We start from the raw sequence: 20378 nt of genomic DNA on the forward strand, positions 1-20378 counted from the left end.
TGGCCGAAGAGGTTGCGGTCGCTGCCCTGCTGGACAGGCGCCGAGGTGGCCGGAGCCGACTTGCCGATCGACGCGGTGTTCGAATTGTCGGTCGAAGCGGCAGCAGCCTGGTTGGCGCCGTTGGAGCCATAGTTGTCGCTGCCCGCGAAAGCGCTGCCGGAGAGGGCCAGAACGGCGGCGGCAGCAATGAGGATCTTGTTCATTTTAATACTCCTGAATTTGTAGGTCCACCAGCGCGGCAGGGTCACCCGCCGCGTGCCGGGGATGGCTATTAATTGTTGCCGAAGAGGTTGTGGTCGGCGCCCGTCACAGGCGTCTGGGCAGCCGGCTCCGACTTCTTGGTCGAAGCGGTGTAGGAGCTGTCGACAGTGGCCGTGGGGGTCGCGGCGTTCGAACCATAATGGTCGCTGCTAGCGAAGGCGCTGCCGGAAATAGCCAGAAGGGCGGTGGCAGTGAGAATGATCTTTTTCATTTTTGTACTCCAGTATTTTTCCCGTCCGTCTAGCGGCGTGTCTTGGGATTAAATCGCGTCGTTCGGACAGCCCCGATGTGGGAGAGCCCCCTTGCCGTTTCCAATCACGAAGTTGTTCAGCGTGGACCATGACTCCACCACTTGAAATTGTACCAACGCCTTCTACATGTCTTATTTTTCCATTTGATATCAAATAGTTGCATAAGATCACGACCCGATCACCAACTGTGTCGGAAGGCTGGGCGTTCACACCGTCCTGCACGCACCGTCAACAGAAACGAACCGTTCGGTTCGATTTTAGACTCTGCTAATAGTCACTTTTCGAAACCATTAACCCTTTTCCGGCCCGCTGAGGGTCGAAAACGGTGCCCGCGCATCTGGCGAGAAGAGGCGATTCCCCCGCTGCAACCGCGCCGGGACGATCCCGCGTACGTGTCGCGCCGCATGGATGCGATGTCGCTTTCGTGCCGATGTCGCAAACCCTGTCGTGATTAGATCGAGCGATCTCAGGTGCCGCTGCGTGACGACGGAGCGGAGAATTGGGAAGCCGGTTAGATTCCGGCGCTGCCCCCGCAACGGTGGTGGAGTTCAAGTCGCAACGGGAGACCACTGGGCGAAAGCTTGGGAAGGTGTCGCGATGGTCCGCCAGGACAACTCCAGAGCCCGGAAACCAGCCCGAGATCGCTAGAACTCGACTGATCGCGGTGGGCGGTCAAGGGGCGGATGGTGTTGTCCGGCTTTCGCCGGCTTGCGCCCAGTCCTTCCTCCATCACCACCAGTTCAGTCCTTGAAAATGAGGACAGGACATGGACGCGCGCAACGACATGCTGAGGCTTTTGAACGGCCGCAGACAGGGCCTTTCGCTGGAACAGCCCTTCTATACCGACCCGGACTACTTCAAGCTTGACATGGAACTGATCTGGTATCGCGACTGGCTGTTCATCGGCCATGATTGCGAGTTGCCCAAGCCGGGCAGCTTCATCACCGTGCAGATCGGCGACTATCCGGTCGTGCTGGTGCGCGATCAGCAGGGCAAGATCAACGCTTTCCACAATTCCTGCCGCCATCGCGGCAGCCGCGTCTGCAACACCGACAAGGGCATGGCCGCCAAACTGGTGTGTCCCTATCACCAGTGGACCTACGAACTCGACGGCCGGCTGCTGTTCGCCCGCCAGATGGCCGATGGGTTCGACAAGAGCCAGTTCGGGCTCAAGCCGGTCGCCTGCGAAAGCGTCGCCGGCTATGTCTTCATCTGCCTGGCCAAGGAGCCCGCCGACTTCGCGCCGATGCGGGCGATGATCGAGCCCTATCTCCAGCCGCACCGGCTGAGCGAGGCCAAGATCGCCTTCGAGAGCACGATCATCGAGAAGGGCAACTGGAAGCTGGTCTGGGAAAACAACCGCGAATGCTACCATTGCGCGGGCAACCATCCTGAGCTGTGCAAGACCTTCCCGGAAGCGCCGACCGTGACCGGCGTGCAAGGCGCCGACAGCGATCCGGAGATGCTGGCCCACTGGGCGAAGTGCGAAGCTGTTGGCCTGCCCAGCAAGTTTCGCATCGACCCGGCCGGACAATACCGCGCCACCCGCGCGCCGCTGCTGCGCGATGCCCAGAGCTACACGACGACCGGCAAGCGGGCGGTGAAGAAGAACCTGTCCGACAGCGTCTCGGCCGACCGGATCGGCACGCTGATGCACTATCACTACCCGACAACCTGGAACCATATCCTCGTGGATCATGCGGTGACGTTCCGCGTGCTGCCGGTCAGCGCCACGGAAACAGCGGTTACGACCAAATGGCTGGTCCACAAGGATGCCGTGGAAGGCGTCGACTACGATCTCGCCGAACTCACCCATGTCTGGACCGAGACCAACGACCAGGACCGCCGCATCGTCGAGGAAAACGCCTTCGGCATCCTGTCGCCGGCCTACGAGCCCGGTCCCTATTCGGAGCTGCACGAGGGCGGCGTCATCCAGTTCGTCGACTGGTACGCGCGCTTTATCGGCCCACGGCTTTCCGAAGACGGCCGGCCTGCTCTGCGCAGTGTCGCCTAGCGCATGTCGGCCAAAACTGTGCAGCGGCTTTGGGATCACGACACGCCCAAAATGAAAGGTATGCAGGGATGAACGCCATGACTGATCTTGGGCTCTATCGCCACCTCGACCAGATGGCGCCGTGGAACGACAGGCTGCAGGTGCTGGAAGTAACCGGCGTCAGCGACGAGGCGCCCGACGTCAAGACCTTCACCTTCCGCTCCGACAACCAGACCTGGTTCCGCTACAAGCCGGGCCAGTTCGTGACGCTGGAATTGCCGACACCGGACGGCCCGCTGATGCGCACCTACACGCTGTCATCATCGCCGTCACGGCCATTCTCGATCGCGGTGACGGTGAAGGCGCAGGCGGGCAGCGTCGGCACACGCTGGATGTTCGATCACCTGACGCCCGGCTCGCACGTCAAGGCCTATGGACCGGGCGGCGGCTTTTCGCTGCACAGCCACCCGGCGGCGAAATACCTGTTCATCTCGGCCGGTTCGGGCGTGACGCCGATGATGTCGATGCTGCGCTGGCTGAACGACTGCGCGCCATGGACCGATGTCGGCTTCGTCAATTGCGCGCGGCGCCCGGAAGAGATCATCTTTCGCAAGGAACTCGAACTGCTCGGCGGCCATATGCCGGGCCTGTCGCTCGGCTTCATGATCGAGGAGCGGTCGAGCCGCGAGGGCTGGTACGGCCATATGGGCCGCATCGACGCCATCCGGCTGCCGCTCCTGGCGCCCGATTTCCGCGAACGCGAAATCTTCTGCTGCGGCCCCGACCCTTTCATGCGCGCCGTGCGCGGCATGCTGGAGGCCGCCGGGTTCGACATGGCAAAATACCATCAGGAGAGCTTTGCCGCGCCGGCGATGGAGGAAATCCCAGCGCCGTTTGCCTCGCCGGCTGAAGACGGCGCGGCGATTTGCGTCGAAGCCGCGACGCCGATCCGCTTCGCGCTTTCGGATGTCGACGCCGACTGTGTCGCCGGCCAGACCGTGCTGCAGACGGCGCGCGCCTCGGGTGTGCGAATACCGGCCGCCTGCGAATTCGGCCTTTGCGGAACTTGCAAAGTGAAGAAAGTCTCCGGCAGCGTCGAGATGAGCCACAATGGCGGCATCCTCGATCATGAGATCGATGATGGCTTCATCCTGGCCTGTTGTTCCAAGCCATTGTCGCCGCTTGAAATCGAGGCTTGATCCGCCCGGCTTTCGACTGAACCCGGAAATGGTCCCGCGTTGCCGGCAAAGGTTACCTTGCCAAGGAAGACCTGAAAGTTTACAGGCGTTGTTGGTGGAAGCGGTCCTGCTGGCGGGCAGGAAATGCAGGACGGGGCAACAATGACGCATGACTCCCACGCCTATGCGGTAGCGAGCCGGGATATCGTTTTCGAATCTTTCGATGGCGAGGCCGTGGTGCTCAATCTTGCCAATGGCAAATATTTCGGCTTTTCCGATTCCGGCAGCAAGGTATGGCAGGCGCTTTCATCCGGCGCGGACGCCCAGGCTCTGGTCGGGCTGAGCGCCGGCGGCTCGACAATAGGCCAGGCCGAACTCGAACGCTTCATATCGCAATTGCTCGAATTGGGTTTGCTGGTGCGCTTGGACGCGGCGGCGCAGCCTTTGCCGGGCGATTTGCCTGCCGAGCTTGCCGCCACGAACGAGCCGCTCAATGTGAGCATTCACGACGACCTCGCCGACCTGATCGTCGTTGATCCCATCCACGAGGTCGAGGAACCCCTCGGCTGGCCGGCGGTCAAGCAGGCTTCCTGACGGGGCGGCCGCAGCGTGATGGAAGGCGATTGATGCCGCGCGTCACGCTCGAAACCTTGCCGGATTACGCCAGGTATCTCATCGCCGCCGCTGAAGGCGCGGCCGCGTACTATCCGACCATGCGAAAGGTTCGCCTGCCCTGGCTTGAACTGACCGCGCATCTCGGTCACGGCGTGCTTGCCGATGCATTGGGCCATGCTTTCATCGAGCCCGCGCATGATCAGCCGGCACCGTCCACGGGTCGCATCTTCATCGCGCATCCCGGCATTGACGGCATCCCGGAGCCGGCGCACTGGGGCGATGCCCATTTCACCGAGCACGGTTTTGCCAAACGGCTCGCCGAAGCCGGTTTGCGCGGGCACCATTTCCACGACCTGGATTTCTGGCAGGTCTACGATCCGCACCGCCGCGTCGGCGTGCAGCTGATGGCCTCGGCCGATGCCTTTCCGCCCTGGGAGCCGGGAGCACCGCTGCGCGCCTTCCTGCACTGGGAATATGCCGCGCGCGGCATGCGGCTGACGCATGCCGGCACGCTTGGCATCGACGGCAACGGTATTCTGCTTGCCGGCTCGGGCGGGGCCGGGAAATCGGGGACCGTCGCCGCCGGCCTGCTTAACGGGCTCGACAGTGTCGGCGACGACTATGTGCTGATCGATCTCACCGACGGCGTGACCGCGCGCCCCCTTTTTTCGACGTTGAAGCAGGACACGGAAGGTTTCGCCCGGCTGGGCCTGCGGCAGCGGCTAACGGCGCAAGGCCCGCTGAACTGGCAAGGCAAGCACACGTTCCATATTCATGATATCGCGCCTCGGCCGGTGCCCGCCATGCTGGACATCGTCGCGCTGGTGGTGCCACATATCAGCGGAGGCGGAGCAAGTTCGATTATGCCGGTGTCGCGCAGGGATGCCATGATTGCCTTGGCGCCGTCCGGCATCGCCCAGATGCCGGGCGAGCGCGAAAGCGGCTTTCGCTTCTTCAGCGAATTGACGCGCCACCTGCCGTGCTTCCGTTTGTCCCTCGGCATCGACCCGGCAGAGATCGCCCGCACGATCGAGGATTTCCTGACACGAGGCGCCCGGTGAAGCTCAGCGTGATCATGCCTGTGTACAATCGCGAGCGCTATGTCGTCTCGGCGCTGCGCTCGCTCGTGCGGCAGCAAGATGCCGCCGATCTCGACATCATCGTGATCGACGACGGCTCGACCGACGGGTCGCCGGAGGCCGTGCGTTCGATGATGGCCGAGAACCCCTGCATTCGTCTTTTCCGGCAAGAGAACATGGGCGTGACCCGGGCTCGCAACGCTGGTCTCAGACTGCTCACGCCGGAAACGGAGCTCGTGTCGTTCCTCGATTCGGATGATGTCTCGCCTGCGGGACGATTCAAGGCCGATATCGCATGCTTTGACGCCGACCCCGCTCTGGAGCTTACCTATTCCCTGATGATGATGGTCGAACACATCGACGACGATCTGCTGGAACCCTGCCCCGGCAGCCATTTCATGACCGTGCGGGGAATTCATCTGTCGTCAGGCATTTTCTCGCGTAAGCTCATCGAACGGATCGGCGGCTTCGACGAGGCCTTCGGCCAGGCCGAAGACACCGACTACCTGCTGCGCACCTTTGAAAGCGGCCCCAGATTCGTCCTGCCGGATACCGTATCGCTTTACTACCGACGTCATCCCGGCAACATGACAAAGCAGGTCGACACATCCCTTCGGGAATTCTTGCGGGCCATCCACAAATCGATGAAACGGCGCAAGGCCGACCCTTCACTGCGCGGGATCGAAGGCATCTTCGATGTCAAAGAACTCGCCAACTGGCGCTTCATGTAGCATGCGGAGCTATGGCGTCGTCATACCGGCCTTCAACGCCAGCGGCACCATCGCCGAGACGCTGCGATCGGTCGCGGCGCAGACAGTGCGGCCTGAGCTGGTGGTGATCGTCGACGATGGATCCAGCGACGATCTCGCGGCGGCGATCGGCGGAACGGACCTGCCGCTGCAATTGCTGCGCCAGGCAAATGCCGGACCTGGGAGCGCCACGACAAGGGGCATCGCCGCCTTGTCGACGCCGCTCATTGCAACGCTCGATGCCGACGATCTGTGGCTGCCGAGCAAGGCCGAAACACAGCTCGCGCATCTCGAAAGGCATCCCGCAACGTCGGGCGTTTTTTGCCATTTGCGAAACTTCCGCAATGACCGGCCCGATGCACCCGAGGACGCGATCGTACCCGGTTGGTCGCGGACCACGATGCTGATCCGGCGCGAGGCCGCCGAGACCGTCGGACCAATCGTCGATCCGCCGGGCGGCCGCGGCGAAATGATCGACTGGATCGCGCGGGCACGCGAGACGGGCCTTGCCCTCGACATGGTGGAAGAGGTGCTGGCGCTGCGCCGCATCAGGCCCGGCAGCCTGTCCTATGGCCGCGATGCGGCGCGCGACCGCGGCTATCTCGAAGTGGCGCGGCTCGCCATGCTGCGACGGGCCCGGAACAAGGCCGGCGCGGGCTGATGGCGGGCATTCGCCGCATCAGCCGACGTTTCCCGGACTATGGCTGGTCCTGGCCGACGGGCGGGCTCGACCAACTGCTCAAGGCTGCCCTTCTTGTCGATGAGGACGCGGCCGCCGGTTGCGCCATGCAGTGGCTAAGCGCGAACGACATCGATCTTGTCTCCTTCAGGGAACACCGGCTGCTGGCCGCGATCTGCGATCGGTTCGGCCGGAAATTGGCCGGCCAATCCGCCTATCCGCGCCTTGTCGGCCTGCAAAAGATGCTGTGGACCAAGTCGCGCATGGCGATGCGCGAGGCCGAACCGGCGCTGCAGGCGATGACGGATTCCGGCTGCCTGGTGATGCTGATCAAGGGTGCCAGCCGCATTGCCTTGAACGCCTCGGCGCAGCGTGGCCGGGTGGCGCACGACATCGACATATTGGTGCGGCCGCAGGACATGCCGGCGGCATTCGGCGTGCTGCGCGACGGCGACTGGCAGATCGCCACCGGGGTGAGTCCCCAATATCTGAGGACAAGGCTGGCGTCGCTGCGCTCGATGAATTTTTTCAAGGGCAGTTATGGCGATATCGATCTGCACCAGCTTGCCTATGACGGCTCGCAGCAAAGCGACGAGGATGACCAGGCGATCTGGCAGCGCGCGGCGACGGCCGAATTCAGCGGTGTCGGCGTGCTGGTGCCGTCGCCCGCGGATCGCATCGCGCTCGCCATCGCGCATGGCGGGCTCGATGCCCATACCCACAGCGATTGGCTGGTCGATTGCGCGGTGGCCATTCGCACCGGCGGCGTCGACTGGGACGTGTTCCTCGATGTCGTCGCCAGGCGTGGCCTTGCCGTTGCCGCGGCGGTGGCGCTTTCCTACCTTGCGCTCGCTGTTGGCGTGACGGTGCCTGACAAGGTGCTGGCGCGCGTGCTGGACATGGCCGACCGCACCGGCCTTGCACGCTGGTCGGCGGTGCTGCAGGCCAAGCCGCGAACCGACTTCGGCAGGCTGACCTGGCTGTCGCGCGGCTTTGCCAAGCAGTTGCGGCTGAGACGCAAGAGCGGTCGGCTGCGGCAGGAGCCGCCCGCCAGGGCATGGCGCGGCAGAGCATGGCGCGGCAGGCAGGCACCTCGCGAGCCGCTGGAAGGACAGTCGCCCCTGGCCTTCTCGCAGACGATACCGTGCCCTGCGACGGCAGGGGAGATGATGCTGGACATCACGATCAGGATCAGCGTCCCGCCGGTCCGGCGCCGCATCGAAATGGAGATCAATGTGGGCGACGACCACGTCGCGCGTCTGCGTGCGATGGCCATCAGCCGGTCTGGTGGAGAGCGGGTGCTGTGCTTTCGCGGCAAGGTTACGTTCGATGGCCGACAGCATGCCCTGACGCTGGAAGCGCGACCGTCCCGGCAGTTCCGCCAATGGGACGATCAGGCGACGGTCGCCACCTACGGCGCTTTGCCTTTCCATCTGGTCTCGGCGATTTTTTCACCGCTGCGCTGAACTGAACTATCGCTGGTCGCCCAAAGGTCGGCGGCGCCGTGCGGGGCGCGAACCCTCGCCTATACGGCGCCCTCGTCGGGCTTCGTCACCCGCCGCAACGTCAGATTGATCCTGCCGCCGTTCTTGAGCAGCGCCGAGGTCGAAGGGTAGATGCGGTCGACGCCATGGAAGGCAAGACGGCCCTCGCCGCCAAGCACGACGACATCGCCGCTTTTGAGCCTGAACGATTTGGTGGCGCCATCACGGGTTGTCTGGCCGACCCTGAACAGGCAATCGTCACCCAGCGAGACGGAGACGACGGGTGCCGAGAAATCGGCCTCGTCGCGATCCTGATGCAGGCCCATCTTCGCTTCCGGCGTGTAGAAATTGATCAGGCAGGCCTGCGGTGGATTGGGATAGCCCGACACCTGACGCCACAGGTCTAGCAGACTGTCGGGGATAGGCGGCCACGGCTCTCCGGTCAGCGGATGCGTCGGCTGGTAGCGATAGCCGCGTTCCTTGTCGGTGACCCAGCCGAGAGGACCGCAATTGGTCATGCGCACGCTCATCTCCTTGCCGGTCCGAGGCATGGCCGGCACGAACAGCGGCGCCTGCTGGACAATGCTTCTCACCTCCTCGACCAGCGTCTCCTGGACGGCGCGGGACAGATGGGCCGGCATGTGACGGATGCCTTTGGGCAGAAAGAGCATGGGTTGGCTCATGTGAATGGTTCGGAGCCTCAGCATGCCACCGCCAGACGAAAACGGCGACCCGAAAGCGGTCGTGGTTTTTACGAGGGATGGCCGCAGCGAATTCGTCTTGGCCAAATGGCGGTTGACGAACAAAGATGACTAACATAGTCAAGATTTAGAACCGGACCGGTTGACACAAGAATTTTCAGCTTCCGCGTCCAGCGAAGCCGCAGGCAGCCAACGAGAGCGAGGGATATGGAAGTGACATTTCTTCAAGGCTTCAACGCGATCGAACGGGGCTGCATCTGGTCGCGGCGAGGACTGCTTGCCACGACATGCCTGGCGACGCTGGCTGGTGCCTACCAAGCCTCCGCCCAGCAGGCAGGCACCCAGGCATCGGGCGGCGCCACCGTGCTCGAGCCCATTACGGTCAGCGGCGAGGCCGGCGGCGACACGTCCCGTGAGGACGACAGGACGGTGGCTGCCAAGCGCAGCTCCGGTGCGACCAAGACGGACACGCCCCTCATCGAAACGCCCCGCTCCGTCTCGGTGGTGACACGCAAGGAACTCGAGGAGCGCGGCGCGCAGGACATTATCGAGGCGGTGCGCTATTCCTCAGGCGTCAGCACCGGCGCTTACGGATTCGACCCGCGATTCGACCAGATCTATATCAGGGGCTACGACGCAACCACGCTCGGCGACTACAAGGACGGCCTGCGCCAGCCCTATATCAACTACGGCACGTTCCGCACCGACCCCTATTCGCTCGAACGCGTCGAGGTGATCAAGGGACCGGTATCGGTGCTTTACGGCGCGGGAACGCCGGCAGGCATCGTCAACAAGGTGCCCAAGCTGCCGACCGAGGACAGGATCAGGGAAGTCGAACTGCTTTATGGCACGAAGGACAGGGCGCAGGCCGCCTTCGATTTCGGCGGCCCGGTCACCAAGGGCAGTGACGATTTCCTCTACAGGATCGTCGGCCTGGCGCGAAACGGCGACACCAATTTCGACATCGCCGACGACCGCTATTTGCTGCAGCCGTCGTTCACCTGGAATCCGGACGCCGCGACGTCCTTCACCATCTATGGGCTGGTGCAGGCGGACGAGACCGATTCCAATGTCGGCGTGATCACCGATCCGTCGGGAAAGGTCCACACCCTGCGCGAGAGCGACCCCGACTATGACCATCAGAAGATCCGGCAGCAGCAGGTCGGCTACAAGTTCGAGCACGATTTCGACGGCGGCATCACGGTGCGCCAGAATGTACGATACTCCCATCTCGACCTGAGGTCGCGCTATCTCGCGGTTTCCGGTTGGACAGGTACGGTCGCGCATCGTTATGCGACCTCAATTCGCGACGAAATGAACGTTTTCCAGGCCGACAACCAGGTCGAGGCCAGGTTCGACACCGGGGCGCTCGCCCACACGCTGCTTCTCGGCCTCGACTACACGAACCTGACCTCGTCCTTCGGCTATGGGTTCGATCCGCCCGATCCGGCCTACGATTTCGACATTGCCAACCCGACCTACGGTTTCTCCGGCCCGACCCCGGACACCACGTTCTCTGCGTCCGACGCGGATCTGAGCCAGACCGGCGTCTATGCGCTGGATCAGGTCGAACTGGACAAATGGCGTTTCACGCTCGGTGGCCGCCAGACCTGGGTCGAGCAGACGCGCGACTATTTTGGGGGCGGTTCCGAAACGGTGGACAAGAACGCCTTCAGCATGCAGGCCGGCGCCCTCTATCTGTTCGATAGCGGCGTCGCGCCCTTCGCCAGCTACGCGACGTCATTCGAACCGATCTCGAACCGCTCGGCCGATGGCGGCGGCATTCTTCAGCCTACGAAGGGCGAACAGTTCGAACTGGGGGTCAAGTACCAGCCACCGGGAACGGATATCCTGCTGTCCGCGGTCGCCTACCATCTGGTCGAGAAGAACAAGCCGGTAGTCGTCGATCCCAATGCGGGCACCTATCGTTCACTGGGCGAGGTCACCAGCAATGGTTTTGAACTGGAAGCCCGCGCGGCCGTCATGGACGGGCTCGACGTGATCGCGGCCTATAACTACAACCATGCCGAGATCACGGGCGCCGGCCCTGACTCGACGGAGTTGGACAAGGTCCCCGCCGTCACCCCCGAACATGTCGCGAGCCTCTGGGCGAACTACAAATTCGACGAGGGCAGTGCGGCACCCGGCCTTTCGGTGGGAGCCGGCGTGCGGCTGCAGAGCGCGACCTATACCGACACGTCAAACACCGCCAAGAACGATGCCGCCGTCTATCTCGATGCCTCGGCGTCCTACGATTTCGGCGCCATCGACAAGAGGTATGAAGGTGTCTCGGCCGCTTTCGCCGTCCGCAACATTGCCGATGACCGCGCGACGGTGTGCAATTCCGGTTATTGCTACATCGGCCAGGGCCGCAACATCACGGCTTCGCTGAAGCGCCGCTGGTAAGGCAACGCCGCGCGCCTTTCGGACGCGCGGCGCACTGATTTCAGCGTTTTGATACAACCATGCCCGGCGATTAGCCAAGTTCTGGAATACGCAGAACCTGGCCCGGATAGATCTTGTCGGGATGGGTCAGCATCGGCTTGTTCGCCTCGAAGATGACCGTGTTCTTGGCGCCCTGGCCCTTGCCATAGCTCTTTTCGGCGATCTTCCAGAGATTGTCGCCCTTCTGGACCGTATAGAAAGTCGGCTCCTTGGCTGCGGCCGCCGTGCCGGAAGCCGGCGCGACCTGCAACTCGTCAGCCTGCACCTTGGAGACGCCCAGCGTGTTGCCGACGGCGATGACCGCCTTTTCGAAGATCGACTGGTCCTTGACGACGCCCTTCAGCACCGCCGTATCGCCCTGGACAACGACCTGCACGCCATCGGTACCGAGCTTGTGTGAATCGAGCTCTTTCTTGAGCGTGTCGGCGGTGGGTGCGGCTTCCTCGTCGCCGCCGATGCCGAGCTTCTTGCCGACGTTCTTGACGAAATCGAACATACCCATCTCTAGGTCTCCCTTGCTGTGGCAATAAGGGAAACCTCGCATCCGCAACGCAAAATTGAAAGTGGTTTTGCGGGCACGATTTGCGTGTTGCTTAATCGCTCTCCACGCGACCGCGCAGCTTCTTGATCGTACCGCGCCCGGCCTTGCTCTTCAGCCGACGCTCGACCGCGCCTTTCGACGGCCGTGTCTTCTTGCGCGGCGGCGGCGGCGGTTCTGCGGCCTTGGCCACCAGTGCCGCCAGCCTGGTCCGTGCGTCGGCGCGGTTTTGCTCCTGTGTGCGAAAGCGTCCGGCCTCGATGACGATGACACCATCCTTGGTGGCGCGCTGGCCGGCAAGTTTTATGGTCCGCTCGCGTACGCGGTCCGATAGGCCCTCGGCGTTCCGCGCGTCGAAGCGAAGCTGCACCGCCGTCGCCACCTTGTTGACGTTCTGGCCGCCGGGACCGGACGAGCGGATGAAATCCTCGTGCAGGTCGCCCGGGTGAATCACGGCTTCGCCCGATATGATGATGTCGTCGTCGATCGGCATGCCGCAGTCATGGCGCGGCGGACCGAAAAAGAAAAGGCCCGATCGAAAGCGCAGCCCCTAACTGACATATACGATCCTGATCACGACGCCCAGGCGAGTTCGCCAAGATGGCGACGAAGCCATTTCGTCTCTTCCGATGCCGTGCGCCCGAAATGCCGTTTGAAGTCGCGGCTGAATTGGGACGGGCTCGCGTAGCCTACCAAAGCCGCGACCTCTGCGATCGTCCTGTTCTGGCGTGCTATCATCAATCGTGCTTCGTGGAGCCGTATCGCCTTCACGTACTGCATTGGACTGTTGCCGGTCAGGCTCTTGAAATGAACATGGTAGGAAGGAACGCTCATGCCCACGTCTTTTGCCAGATCGCCGATCGAAATTTCAGAACCGTAGTTCTCTCGCAACCAGGCCAGGCTCTGGATAATCCTTCCGGACGTACCTTTCTGCTGCAGCGCCGCGAGCATTGCACCGCCCTGCGGGCCGACCAGCACCCGGTAATGCAGTTCGCGCAGAATGCCGTCACCAAGGACGAGAGCTTCAACGGGGCTGCGAAGTGCTACAAGGAGGCGCAGCAGGACATCCTCTATTTCGGGGGCCATCCTGCTTGACACGAGACCTCGCGACTTGCCGCTCGCCGGTTCGGCATGCATCTGCGCTTGCATGGCGAGCTCGGCTGCCATCTGCATATCGAACTCAACATAGACCGCAAGCAATGGTCGCTCCGAACTGGCCATCGATTTCATGCGGAATGGAACGGGCACCGAAACCGCCAGATAGTGTTCCTCGTCGTAGAGGTAGATTTCCCTTTCGAGGATACCTTGCTTGCTTCCCTGTAATACGAACACCGCGCCTGGCTTATAGAGGACCGGGATGTCGTGAAGCACGGCTTCCGTCCGGAGTATGCGGACGCGGCTGAACGCGGTCGGATTGTAGCCGCGACGAGGGGCGAGAGCTCCGGCCAACTCGACCAGCTTGGATCGTCCGTGTTTGGGAGGAATAGGATTTGGCAACAAATTCAGAGAATCCGCGATCGAAACGCTCGGTTCCTCATAATATTTGTCAACTCATCACCAATCAAGGAAAGCTTGCGAGTCATGTCACAGAAGACCTTCTTTATCACCGGCGCGAATTCCGGCTTCGGCTTGGCGATAGCTTCCGCGGCTATCCAGATCGGCCATAAGGTGATTGGCGCAGTTCGCTCGGAGACATCACGCGCAGCGCTCGCCGACGTTCTTCCCGCAGTTCGACCGGTACTGTGCGACGTAACGGAATTCGACGCCATACCCGACGTGGTCAGGCAGGCGGAGAACGAACATGGACCGGTTGACGTGCTGATCAACAATGCCGGCTATGGGCATGAGGGAGTGCTTGAAGAGTCGCCGATCGAAGAGATGCGGCGTCAGTTCGACGTTAATGTCTTCGGCGCTGTCGCCGTCGCTAAGGCTTTTCTTCCCCGGTTCCGGGAGCGACGTCGTGGATTCATCGTCAATGTCACGTCGATGGGCGGCATGATCACCATGCCCGGCATTGCTTACTATTGCGGCAGCAAGTTTGCGCTCCAGGGCATATCGGAGGTGATGCGTTCGGAAATGGCCCCGTTCGGTGTCCGCGTGACCGCGGTCTGCCCCGGCTCGTTCCGGACGGATTGGGCTGGGCGATCAATGGTCCGCACAGAGAGATCAATCACTGACTACGACGCGCTTTTTGATCCGATACGTGAGGCGCGACAGGTAAAGAGCGGCAAGCAGCTCGGTGATCCCGATAAACTGGCAGCCGCCGTTTTAGGCTTGGTAGACGCCAGTGATCCGCCGCCGCAGCTTCTGCTTGGCAGCGATGCTCTCAAGCTCGTGTCGGACAGAATCGAACGTCTCCGGCAGGAAATCGAGGTGTGGAAGTCTGTCACTGTCTCCACCGACGGCTGACGGCACCGACGTCCTGCCTGCGCCTATTCCGCCGCTTCCTGCATGTGCGGCGCCGCGCCGAGGACGGAGGCGTCGACATGGCTTTCGAACTTCTCGAAATTGACGGCGAACATGCCGACCAGCCTTGCCGCTTGCCGGTCATAGGCCGATTTGTCGGCCCAGGTCGATCGCGGATCGAGGATGGCGCTGTCGACACCCGGGACCGCCACCGGCACCTCGAAGCCGAAATTGGCGTCGGTGCGGAAAGCGCCTGCCTTCAGCGAGCCGTCGAGGGCGGCGGCGAGCAAGGCGCGCGTCGCCTTGATCGGCATGCGCTTGCCGGTGCCATGGGCACCGCCGGTCCAGCCGGTGTTGACCAGCCAGCAATCGGCGCCGTGGCGAGCGATGAGCTCGCGCAGAAGATTGCCGTATTCCGACGGATGGCGCGGCATGAACGGCGCGCCGAAACAGGTCGAGAAGGTCGCTTCCGGTTCGGTCACGCCTCTTTCCGTTCCGGCCACCTTGGCCGTGTAGCCGGAAAGGAAATGATACATCGCCTGCGCCGGCGTCAGCCGGGCGATCGGCGGCATCACGCCGAAAGCGTCGGCGGTCAGCATGATGATGTTCTTCGGATGACTGGCGCGCCCGGTCTTCGAGGCATTGGGGATGAAGTCGAGCGGATAGGCGCAGCGTGTGTTTTCGGTGAGCCGGCCGTCATTGAAATCCGGCATGCCATCGGCGTCGAGTACGACGTTTTCCAGCACGGTGCCGAAGCGCTGCGTGGTGGCGAATATCTCCGGTTCGGCTTCCGCCGACAGCTTGATCGTCTTGGCGTAGCAGCCGCCTTCGAAATTGAAGATGCCGTGCGGACCCCAGCCGTGCTCGTCATCGCCGATCAAGGTGCGCGACGGATCGGCCGACAGCGTGGTCTTGCCGGTTCCCGACAGGCCGAAGAAGATGGCGGCATCGCCGGCCGGTCCCTCATTGGCCGAACAGTGCATAGGCATCACGCCTTTCTCCGGCAGGAGATAGTTGAGCATGGTGAACACCGACTTCTTCATCTCGCCGGCGTAGGAGGTGCCCCCGATCAGCACGATCTTGCGCGTCAGGTCGACGGCGATCACCGTTTCGGTGCGGCTGCCGTGGCGGCCGGGATCGGCGCGGAAGGACGGCAGGTCGATGATCGTCATCCCGGGCACGAAGTGTTCGAGTTCGGCCGCCTCGGGACGGATGAGCAGGTTACGGATGAACAACGAGTGCCAGGCAAGTTCGGTGATTACCCTGGTGGGCAGCTTTAGCTCCGCGTCGGCACCGCCGACCAGATCCTGCACATAAAGGTCCTTGTCCCCGGCATGGGCCTGGAAATCGGCGAGCAAGGCGTCGAACTGTGCCGGCGAGATCGCCTTGTTGTTGTCCCACCAGACTTGCGGCTCGGTGGCGGCGTCGCGAACGATGAACTTGTCCTTGGGCGAGCGACCGGTGTGCTGGCCGGTCTCGGCGAGCAGCGCGCCATGCGCGGTCAGCCGGGCTTCACCGCGCCGGATCGCTTCCTCGTAGAGCGCGGCCGCACCGAAATTGTAGCGCACCGTGCCGGAGGTTTTCAGACCGATACGATCGATCGCGCAGGCAGGATTGCGTTTGCCGACTTCCGACATTGGTGACCCTTTTCAAGACTTGCCGCATCTTTGCCGGCGTATTTCCGGCACACCCACTAAGCAGGCTAGGATGGTCAGAACCAGAAAAGCCAAATGATATCAAATCATTAATCGATTTAAATATTTTGAAAGTTGTTTAAATCGTTTATATATGCGAAAAGTTTTACGGTTGCCCAAAGGATTGGCGAGGTTCGTTCGTCCAATCCATGTCGAGGTCGGGTTGTGGCCGGCGGCACCCCGCGCGTGACAGCGGTTAAGGCCTATGCCACATTTTGTACCTAATTTGTCCTGCAAAAGCCCCTTCTCTACGACAGAAGGGACAGCTCATGAGGGAGCCGCTTGAAATGGCAACAATCGCGCTTGTCGATGACGACCGCAACATTCTGACGTCGGTGTCGATCGCCCTCGAATCCGAGGGATATCGTGTCGAGACCTACACGGATGGTGCGTCCGCGCTGGAAGGCCTGGCGGCCAGGCCGCCTAATCTCGCCATCCTCGACATCAAGATGCCGCGCATGGACGGCATGGAGCTGCTGCGCCGGATGCGCCAGAAATCCGACCTGCCGGTGATCTTCCTGACCTCCAAGGACGACGAGATCGATGAATTGTTCGGTCTCAAGATGGGCGCCGACGACTTTATCCGCAAACCGTTCTCGCAGCGCCTGCTGGTCGAGCGGGTGCGCGCCGTGCTGCGCCGTGCCAGTGCCCGCGAGGCCGCGGCAAAAGCGCCGAGTCAGCAGGCCCGCTCGCTCGAACGTGGCCAGCTCGTCATGGACCAGGAACGCCATACCTGCACCTGGAAGGGTGAGCCGGTGACGCTTACCGTCACGGAGTTCCTGATCCTGCATTCGCTGGCGCAGCGTCCCGGCGTGGTAAAAAGCCGTGATGCGCTGATGGATTCGGCCTATGATGAGCAGGTCTATGTCGATGACCGCACGATCGACAGCCACATCAAGCGGCTGCGCAAGAAGTTCAAGGCTGTCGACGACGACTTCGAGATGATCGAAACCCTTTACGGAGTCGGATATCGGTTCCGCGAAGCGTAATTTGATGTATGTCGAGCAGAAGCGGTCCCTAGTGTGGGGCTGCGACATACGTCAAACCTGGGACTAGCGGGAGCTGCTATTCGATGGCAGTGGAAGCACAGCGAACAAGACCGGCGGGCGCCGCCAGGCGGCCGTCGCGCATCATGCCTTCCTTCGTGTCGAAAATCACGGTGCCGATGCGCCGCTTCCTCGGCCACCATATCTTTTCCAGCCTGACGCGGCGTATTCTTTTCCTCAATCTCGCCGGGCTGGCGGTGCTCGTCACCGGCATCCTCTATCTCAACACCTTCCGCGACGGGCTGATCGACGCGCGCGTCGAAAGCCTGATGACGCAGGGCGAAATCATCGCCGGCGCGATTGCGGCGTCGGCGACGGTCGAGACGGATTCGATCAGCATCGACCCGGAAAAACTGCTTGAGCTGCAGGCCGGCGAAAGCCTGGGGCCTGGCTCGGACCAACTCGACAATCTGGATTTTCCGATCAATCCCGAGCGCGTGGCGCCGGTCCTGCGGCGGCTGATCTCGCCGACCCGCACCCGAGCCCGCATCTATGACCGCGACGCCAATTTGCTGCTCGATTCGCGCCATCTCTATTCGCGCGGTCAGATCCTGCGCTACGACCTGCCGCCGGTCGAGGAGGAGGAGCCCGACCTTGTCGAGCGCGTCCAGAAATTCATCTTCGACTTCTTCCGCAACACCGACCTGCCGGTCTATCACGAACAGCCCGGCGGCAACGGCGCCGCCTTCCCGGAAGTGGTCAAGGCATTGACGGGCAGTCCGTCGACCATCGTGCGCGTCTCGGAACAGGGCGAGCAGATCGTCTCGGTGGCGGTGCCGATCCAGCGTTTTCGCGCCGTGCTCGGCGTGCTGATGCTGTCGACCGAAGGCGGTGATATCGACAAGATCGTCGCCGCCGAACGCAAGGCGATCCTGCGCGTCTTCGGCATCGCGGCGCTCGTCACAGCCATCCTGTCGATGCTTTTGGCGTCCACCATCGCCAACCCGCTGCGCCGGCTGTCGGCGGCGGCCGTACGGGTGCGTCGCGGCGTCAAGAGCCGCGAGGAAATCCCAGACTTTTCCGACCGCCAGGACGAGATCGGCAATCTGTCGATTGCCGTGCGCGACATGACCAACGCACTCTATGCGCGCATCGAGGCGATCGAAAGCTTCGCGGCCGATGTCTCGCATGAGTTGAAGAACCCGCTGACGTCGTTGCGCAGTGCTGTCGAAACATTGCCGCTGGCGAAGAATGACACCTCCCGTGCGCGCCTGATGGAGATCATCCAGCATGACGTGAAACGGCTGGACCGCCTCATCACCGACATTTCCGACGCCTCGCGCCTCGACGCGGAATTGGCGCGCGAAGATGCCGGCACCGTCGACCTGAAGAAATTCGTCACCGACCTCGTCGCTGTTTCGCGTGAAACCACGCGCAACAAGAAGGCGGTCGAGATCGAGCTCAAGGTTGCCAAGCTGCCGCAGGGCGCCAAGGGCTATGTCGTCGTAGGTCACGATCTGCGCATCGGCCAGGTCATCACCAATCTGATCGAGAACGCCCGTTCCTTCGTCCCCGAGGACCATGGCCACATCAGCCTGTCGCTGGCGCGCGCCGGCAAGTTCAACATCCTGACCGTCGACGACAACGGTCCCGGCATCCGCGCCGACGCCATCGACCGCATCTTCGAACGTTTTTACACCGACCGGCCCGCCGGCGAGGCGTTCGGCCAGAATTCCGGCCTTGGCCTGTCCATCTCCAGGCAGATCGTCGAGGCCCATGGCGGTACGTTGACCGCCGAAAACATACCAGGCACGAAGCCCGGCGAGATCAAGGGCGCACGCTTCGTCGTGACGCTCCCGGCCGAGGGATGACCGCCAATCGCCAGGGATCGCGACGTGCGGCCTGACAACATACACGCCACGGCGCTGCTGATCGGCGAGAGCGGCATTCTCATCAGCGGCTCATCCGGGTCGGGCAAGACAACGCTGGCTCTGACGCTGATCAGCCATTGCCTGCAACGCGGATTGTTCTCACGGCTCGTCGGCGACGATCAGCTCTTCGTCGAAGCCCATGCCGGGCGGCTGGTGTGCCGTGCGCCCGGCACCATCGAAGGCCTTGCCGAGGTGCCGGGACATGGGCCACGGTCCCTGCCGTTCGAACCGGCCTGCGTCGTCGATCTGCATGTGCGCCTGTTGCCGGCCGGCGAAATCGCACGCTTCCAGGAGGATGCAAGCGACGACATCGCCGGCTGTGCGGTGGCGCGCATCGATCTGGCCGAGCGCAATGTCGCGGCCGCCTTGCTCGCCGTGATGGCGCGGCTGTCGATCCCTCCTTTTCTATGATCCGCGCTGGGTTTTTTGCTGCAATGCGTCAAAATGGCGTGGGCCGGCGCAATTTTGGGCTTGTCAACGGGCCGCGCGTCGACAAGATAGCGCTCCCGCCGCCTGGATTGGCTGGCGAGCATAAAATGCGCCTGTGAAGCGGCGATGACGGGAGCCACCAAAGAATGATCGGACTCGTGCTTGTAACGCACGGTCAACTGGCCACCGAGTTCAGACATGCCGTCGAACATGTCGTCGGGCCACAAGACAATTTCGAAACCGTGGCGATCGGTGCCGACGACGATATGGAACAGCGTCGCCGCGACATCGTCGACGCCGTCGCCCGTGTCGATACGGGGGCGGGTGTAATCGTGTTGACGGACATGTTCGGCGGCACGCCGTCCAACCTTGCCATCTCGGTAATGGAGTCCGGCCGCACCGAGGTGATCGCCGGCATGAACCTGCCGATGCTGATCAAGCTGTCGTCGATCCGCAAGGGCGACAACATGGCGGCCGCGCTCGATGAAGCGCAAGCCGCGGGCCGCAAATATATCAACGTCGCCAGCCAGCTTTTGAGCAGCAAATGAGTACGCTGTCGCCTGACAAGGACCAGATCGTCAGGGAGTTTCCGATCGTCAACCAGCGCGGCCTGCATGCGCGCGCCTCGGCGAAATTCGTCCAGCTTGCCAGCGGTTTCAACGCTTCGGTCCATGTCGAGAAGGACGGCGTCAAGGTCGGCGGCACCTCGATCATGGGCCTGATGATGCTGGCGGCCAGCCCTGGATACTCGATCCGCGTCACCGCCAGCGGCCCGGAGGCGCTCGAGGTCATGGACGCGCTGGAGCAGCTCGTCGCCTCCCGTTTCGGCGAGGAGTGCTGACCCGGAAGTCAGCCATCCGAGACATGCACGAATAAAGATTTCTTTATATCCCATTGTCGTGCGAAGCCCGATCTGCTAGTCAGGCCGGCAATTCGCGCCCTTCGACGCGCCGACCGGC

21 protein-coding genes and 1 riboswitch are annotated in these 20378 nt (G+C 62.5%); of the genes, 14 read left to right on the forward strand and 7 right to left on the reverse strand.

Going from position 1 to position 20378, the window contains the following annotated elements:
• The coding region (locus tag LB516_RS28360; RefSeq protein WP_140711620.1) for a DUF680 domain-containing protein at nt 1-203 on the reverse strand (203 nt) is incomplete at its 3' end.
• 68 nt (nt 204-271) lie between these two features.
• Nucleotides 272-472 (reverse strand): DUF680 domain-containing protein, encoded by a 201-nt coding sequence (locus LB516_RS28365; RefSeq protein ID WP_224720796.1) that lies wholly within the window; start codon nt 470-472, stop codon nt 272-274.
• 491 nt (nt 473-963) lie between these two features.
• Nucleotides 964-1166, forward strand: a riboswitch (cobalamin riboswitch).
• Nucleotides 1167-1278: 112 nt separating this feature from the next.
• Here LB516_RS28365 and LB516_RS28370 point away from each other — a divergent pair.
• From LB516_RS28370 to LB516_RS28400, 7 genes are all read left to right on the forward strand, one after another.
• Nucleotides 1279-2526 carry an aromatic ring-hydroxylating oxygenase subunit alpha gene (locus tag LB516_RS28370; RefSeq protein ID WP_224720797.1) on the forward strand — a complete coding sequence of 416 codons (1248 nt, stop codon included), beginning with the start codon at nt 1279-1281 and terminating at the stop codon, nt 2524-2526.
• Nucleotides 2527-2603: 77 nt separating this feature from the next.
• Nucleotides 2604-3704 (forward strand): hybrid-cluster NAD(P)-dependent oxidoreductase, encoded by a 1101-nt coding sequence (locus LB516_RS28375; RefSeq protein ID WP_224720798.1) that lies wholly within the window; start codon nt 2604-2606, stop codon nt 3702-3704.
• Between the two features lie 141 nt (nt 3705-3845).
• Nucleotides 3846-4277, forward strand: coding sequence for a PqqD family peptide modification chaperone (locus LB516_RS28380; protein WP_140615104.1), 432 nt, complete (start codon nt 3846-3848; stop codon nt 4275-4277).
• A 32-nt stretch (nt 4278-4309) separates the two neighbouring features.
• Nucleotides 4310-5359 (forward strand): serine kinase, encoded by a 1050-nt coding sequence (locus LB516_RS28385; protein ID WP_224720799.1) that lies wholly within the window; start codon nt 4310-4312, stop codon nt 5357-5359.
• On the forward strand, nt 5356-6108 hold the full coding sequence (locus LB516_RS28390; protein ID WP_015314347.1) for a glycosyltransferase family 2 protein: 753 nt from the start codon (nt 5356-5358) through the stop codon (nt 6106-6108). Before LB516_RS28385 ends, LB516_RS28390 begins: the two co-directional genes overlap by 4 nt.
• A 1-nt stretch (nt 6109) precedes the next feature.
• Nucleotides 6110-6787 (forward strand): glycosyltransferase family 2 protein, encoded by a 678-nt coding sequence (locus tag LB516_RS28395; RefSeq protein WP_015314348.1) that lies wholly within the window; start codon nt 6110-6112, stop codon nt 6785-6787.
• Complete coding sequence (locus LB516_RS28400; RefSeq protein WP_140711628.1) at nt 6787-8271, forward strand: nucleotidyltransferase family protein; 1485 nt, start codon at nt 6787-6789, stop codon at nt 8269-8271. Before LB516_RS28395 ends, LB516_RS28400 begins: the two co-directional genes overlap by 1 nt.
• Nucleotides 8272-8330: 59 nt before the next feature.
• On the opposite strand, the gene LB516_RS28405 is transcribed toward LB516_RS28400, so the two are convergent.
• Nucleotides 8331-8960, reverse strand: a complete 630-nt coding sequence (locus tag LB516_RS28405; RefSeq protein WP_224720800.1) for an alpha-ketoglutarate-dependent dioxygenase AlkB family protein — start codon at nt 8958-8960, stop codon at nt 8331-8333.
• A 237-nt stretch (nt 8961-9197) separates the two neighbouring features.
• Here LB516_RS28405 and LB516_RS28410 point away from each other — a divergent pair, with 237 nt between their 5' ends.
• The gene (locus LB516_RS28410) at nt 9198-11396 is read left to right on the forward strand and encodes a TonB-dependent siderophore receptor (protein ID WP_224643261.1); all 2199 of its coding nucleotides are present in this window, start codon (nt 9198-9200) and stop codon (nt 11394-11396) included.
• Nucleotides 11397-11466: 70 nt separating this feature from the next.
• Here LB516_RS28410 and lysM read toward each other — a convergent pair whose 3' ends face one another.
• From lysM to LB516_RS28425, 3 genes are all read right to left on the reverse strand, one after another.
• Entirely contained in the window at nt 11467-11937 is a 471-nt protein-coding gene (lysM, locus tag LB516_RS28415; RefSeq protein ID WP_015314352.1) for a peptidoglycan-binding protein LysM, read from the reverse strand.
• Between the two features lie 91 nt (nt 11938-12028).
• Nucleotides 12029-12466, reverse strand: a complete 438-nt coding sequence (arfB, locus tag LB516_RS28420; protein WP_140615117.1) for an alternative ribosome rescue aminoacyl-tRNA hydrolase ArfB — start codon at nt 12464-12466, stop codon at nt 12029-12031.
• Between the two features lie 80 nt (nt 12467-12546).
• Entirely contained in the window at nt 12547-13473 is a 927-nt protein-coding gene (locus LB516_RS28425; protein ID WP_224643262.1) for an AraC family transcriptional regulator, read from the reverse strand.
• 81 nt (nt 13474-13554) lie between these two features.
• On the opposite strand from LB516_RS28425, the gene LB516_RS28430 reads away from it, so the two are divergent.
• Nucleotides 13555-14382, forward strand: coding sequence for an oxidoreductase (locus tag LB516_RS28430; protein WP_140824170.1), 828 nt, complete (start codon nt 13555-13557; stop codon nt 14380-14382).
• 23 nt (nt 14383-14405) lie between these two features.
• Here LB516_RS28430 and LB516_RS28435 read toward each other — a convergent pair whose 3' ends face one another.
• Complete coding sequence (locus LB516_RS28435) at nt 14406-16016, reverse strand: phosphoenolpyruvate carboxykinase (protein WP_224720801.1); 1611 nt, start codon at nt 16014-16016, stop codon at nt 14406-14408.
• A 344-nt stretch (nt 16017-16360) separates the two neighbouring features.
• On the opposite strand from LB516_RS28435, the gene LB516_RS28440 reads away from it, so the two are divergent.
• From LB516_RS28440 to LB516_RS28460, 5 genes are all read left to right on the forward strand, one after another.
• Nucleotides 16361-17062: a response regulator transcription factor gene (locus LB516_RS28440; RefSeq protein WP_010912942.1), complete on the forward strand. Its 702-nt coding sequence runs from the start codon at nt 16361-16363 to the stop codon at nt 17060-17062.
• An 83-nt stretch (nt 17063-17145) separates the two neighbouring features.
• Complete coding sequence (locus tag LB516_RS28445) at nt 17146-18930, forward strand: sensor histidine kinase (RefSeq protein ID WP_015314357.1); 1785 nt, start codon at nt 17146-17148, stop codon at nt 18928-18930.
• A 24-nt stretch (nt 18931-18954) separates the two neighbouring features.
• On the forward strand, nt 18955-19401 hold the full coding sequence (locus LB516_RS28450; protein ID WP_141906021.1) for an HPr kinase/phosphorylase: 447 nt from the start codon (nt 18955-18957) through the stop codon (nt 19399-19401).
• Between the two features lie 164 nt (nt 19402-19565).
• Entirely contained in the window at nt 19566-19967 is a 402-nt protein-coding gene (locus LB516_RS28455; RefSeq protein WP_010912939.1) for a PTS sugar transporter subunit IIA, read from the forward strand.
• Complete coding sequence (locus tag LB516_RS28460) at nt 19964-20260, forward strand: HPr family phosphocarrier protein (protein ID WP_015314359.1); 297 nt, start codon at nt 19964-19966, stop codon at nt 20258-20260. The genes LB516_RS28455 and LB516_RS28460 overlap by 4 nt, the downstream gene beginning before the upstream one ends.
• Nucleotides 20261-20378: the final 118 nt, after the last annotated feature.

The sequence above is a fragment of the Mesorhizobium sp. CO1-1-7 genome (assembly GCF_020164885.1).
Lineage (GTDB): Bacteria > Pseudomonadota > Alphaproteobacteria > Rhizobiales > Rhizobiaceae > Mesorhizobium > Mesorhizobium australicum.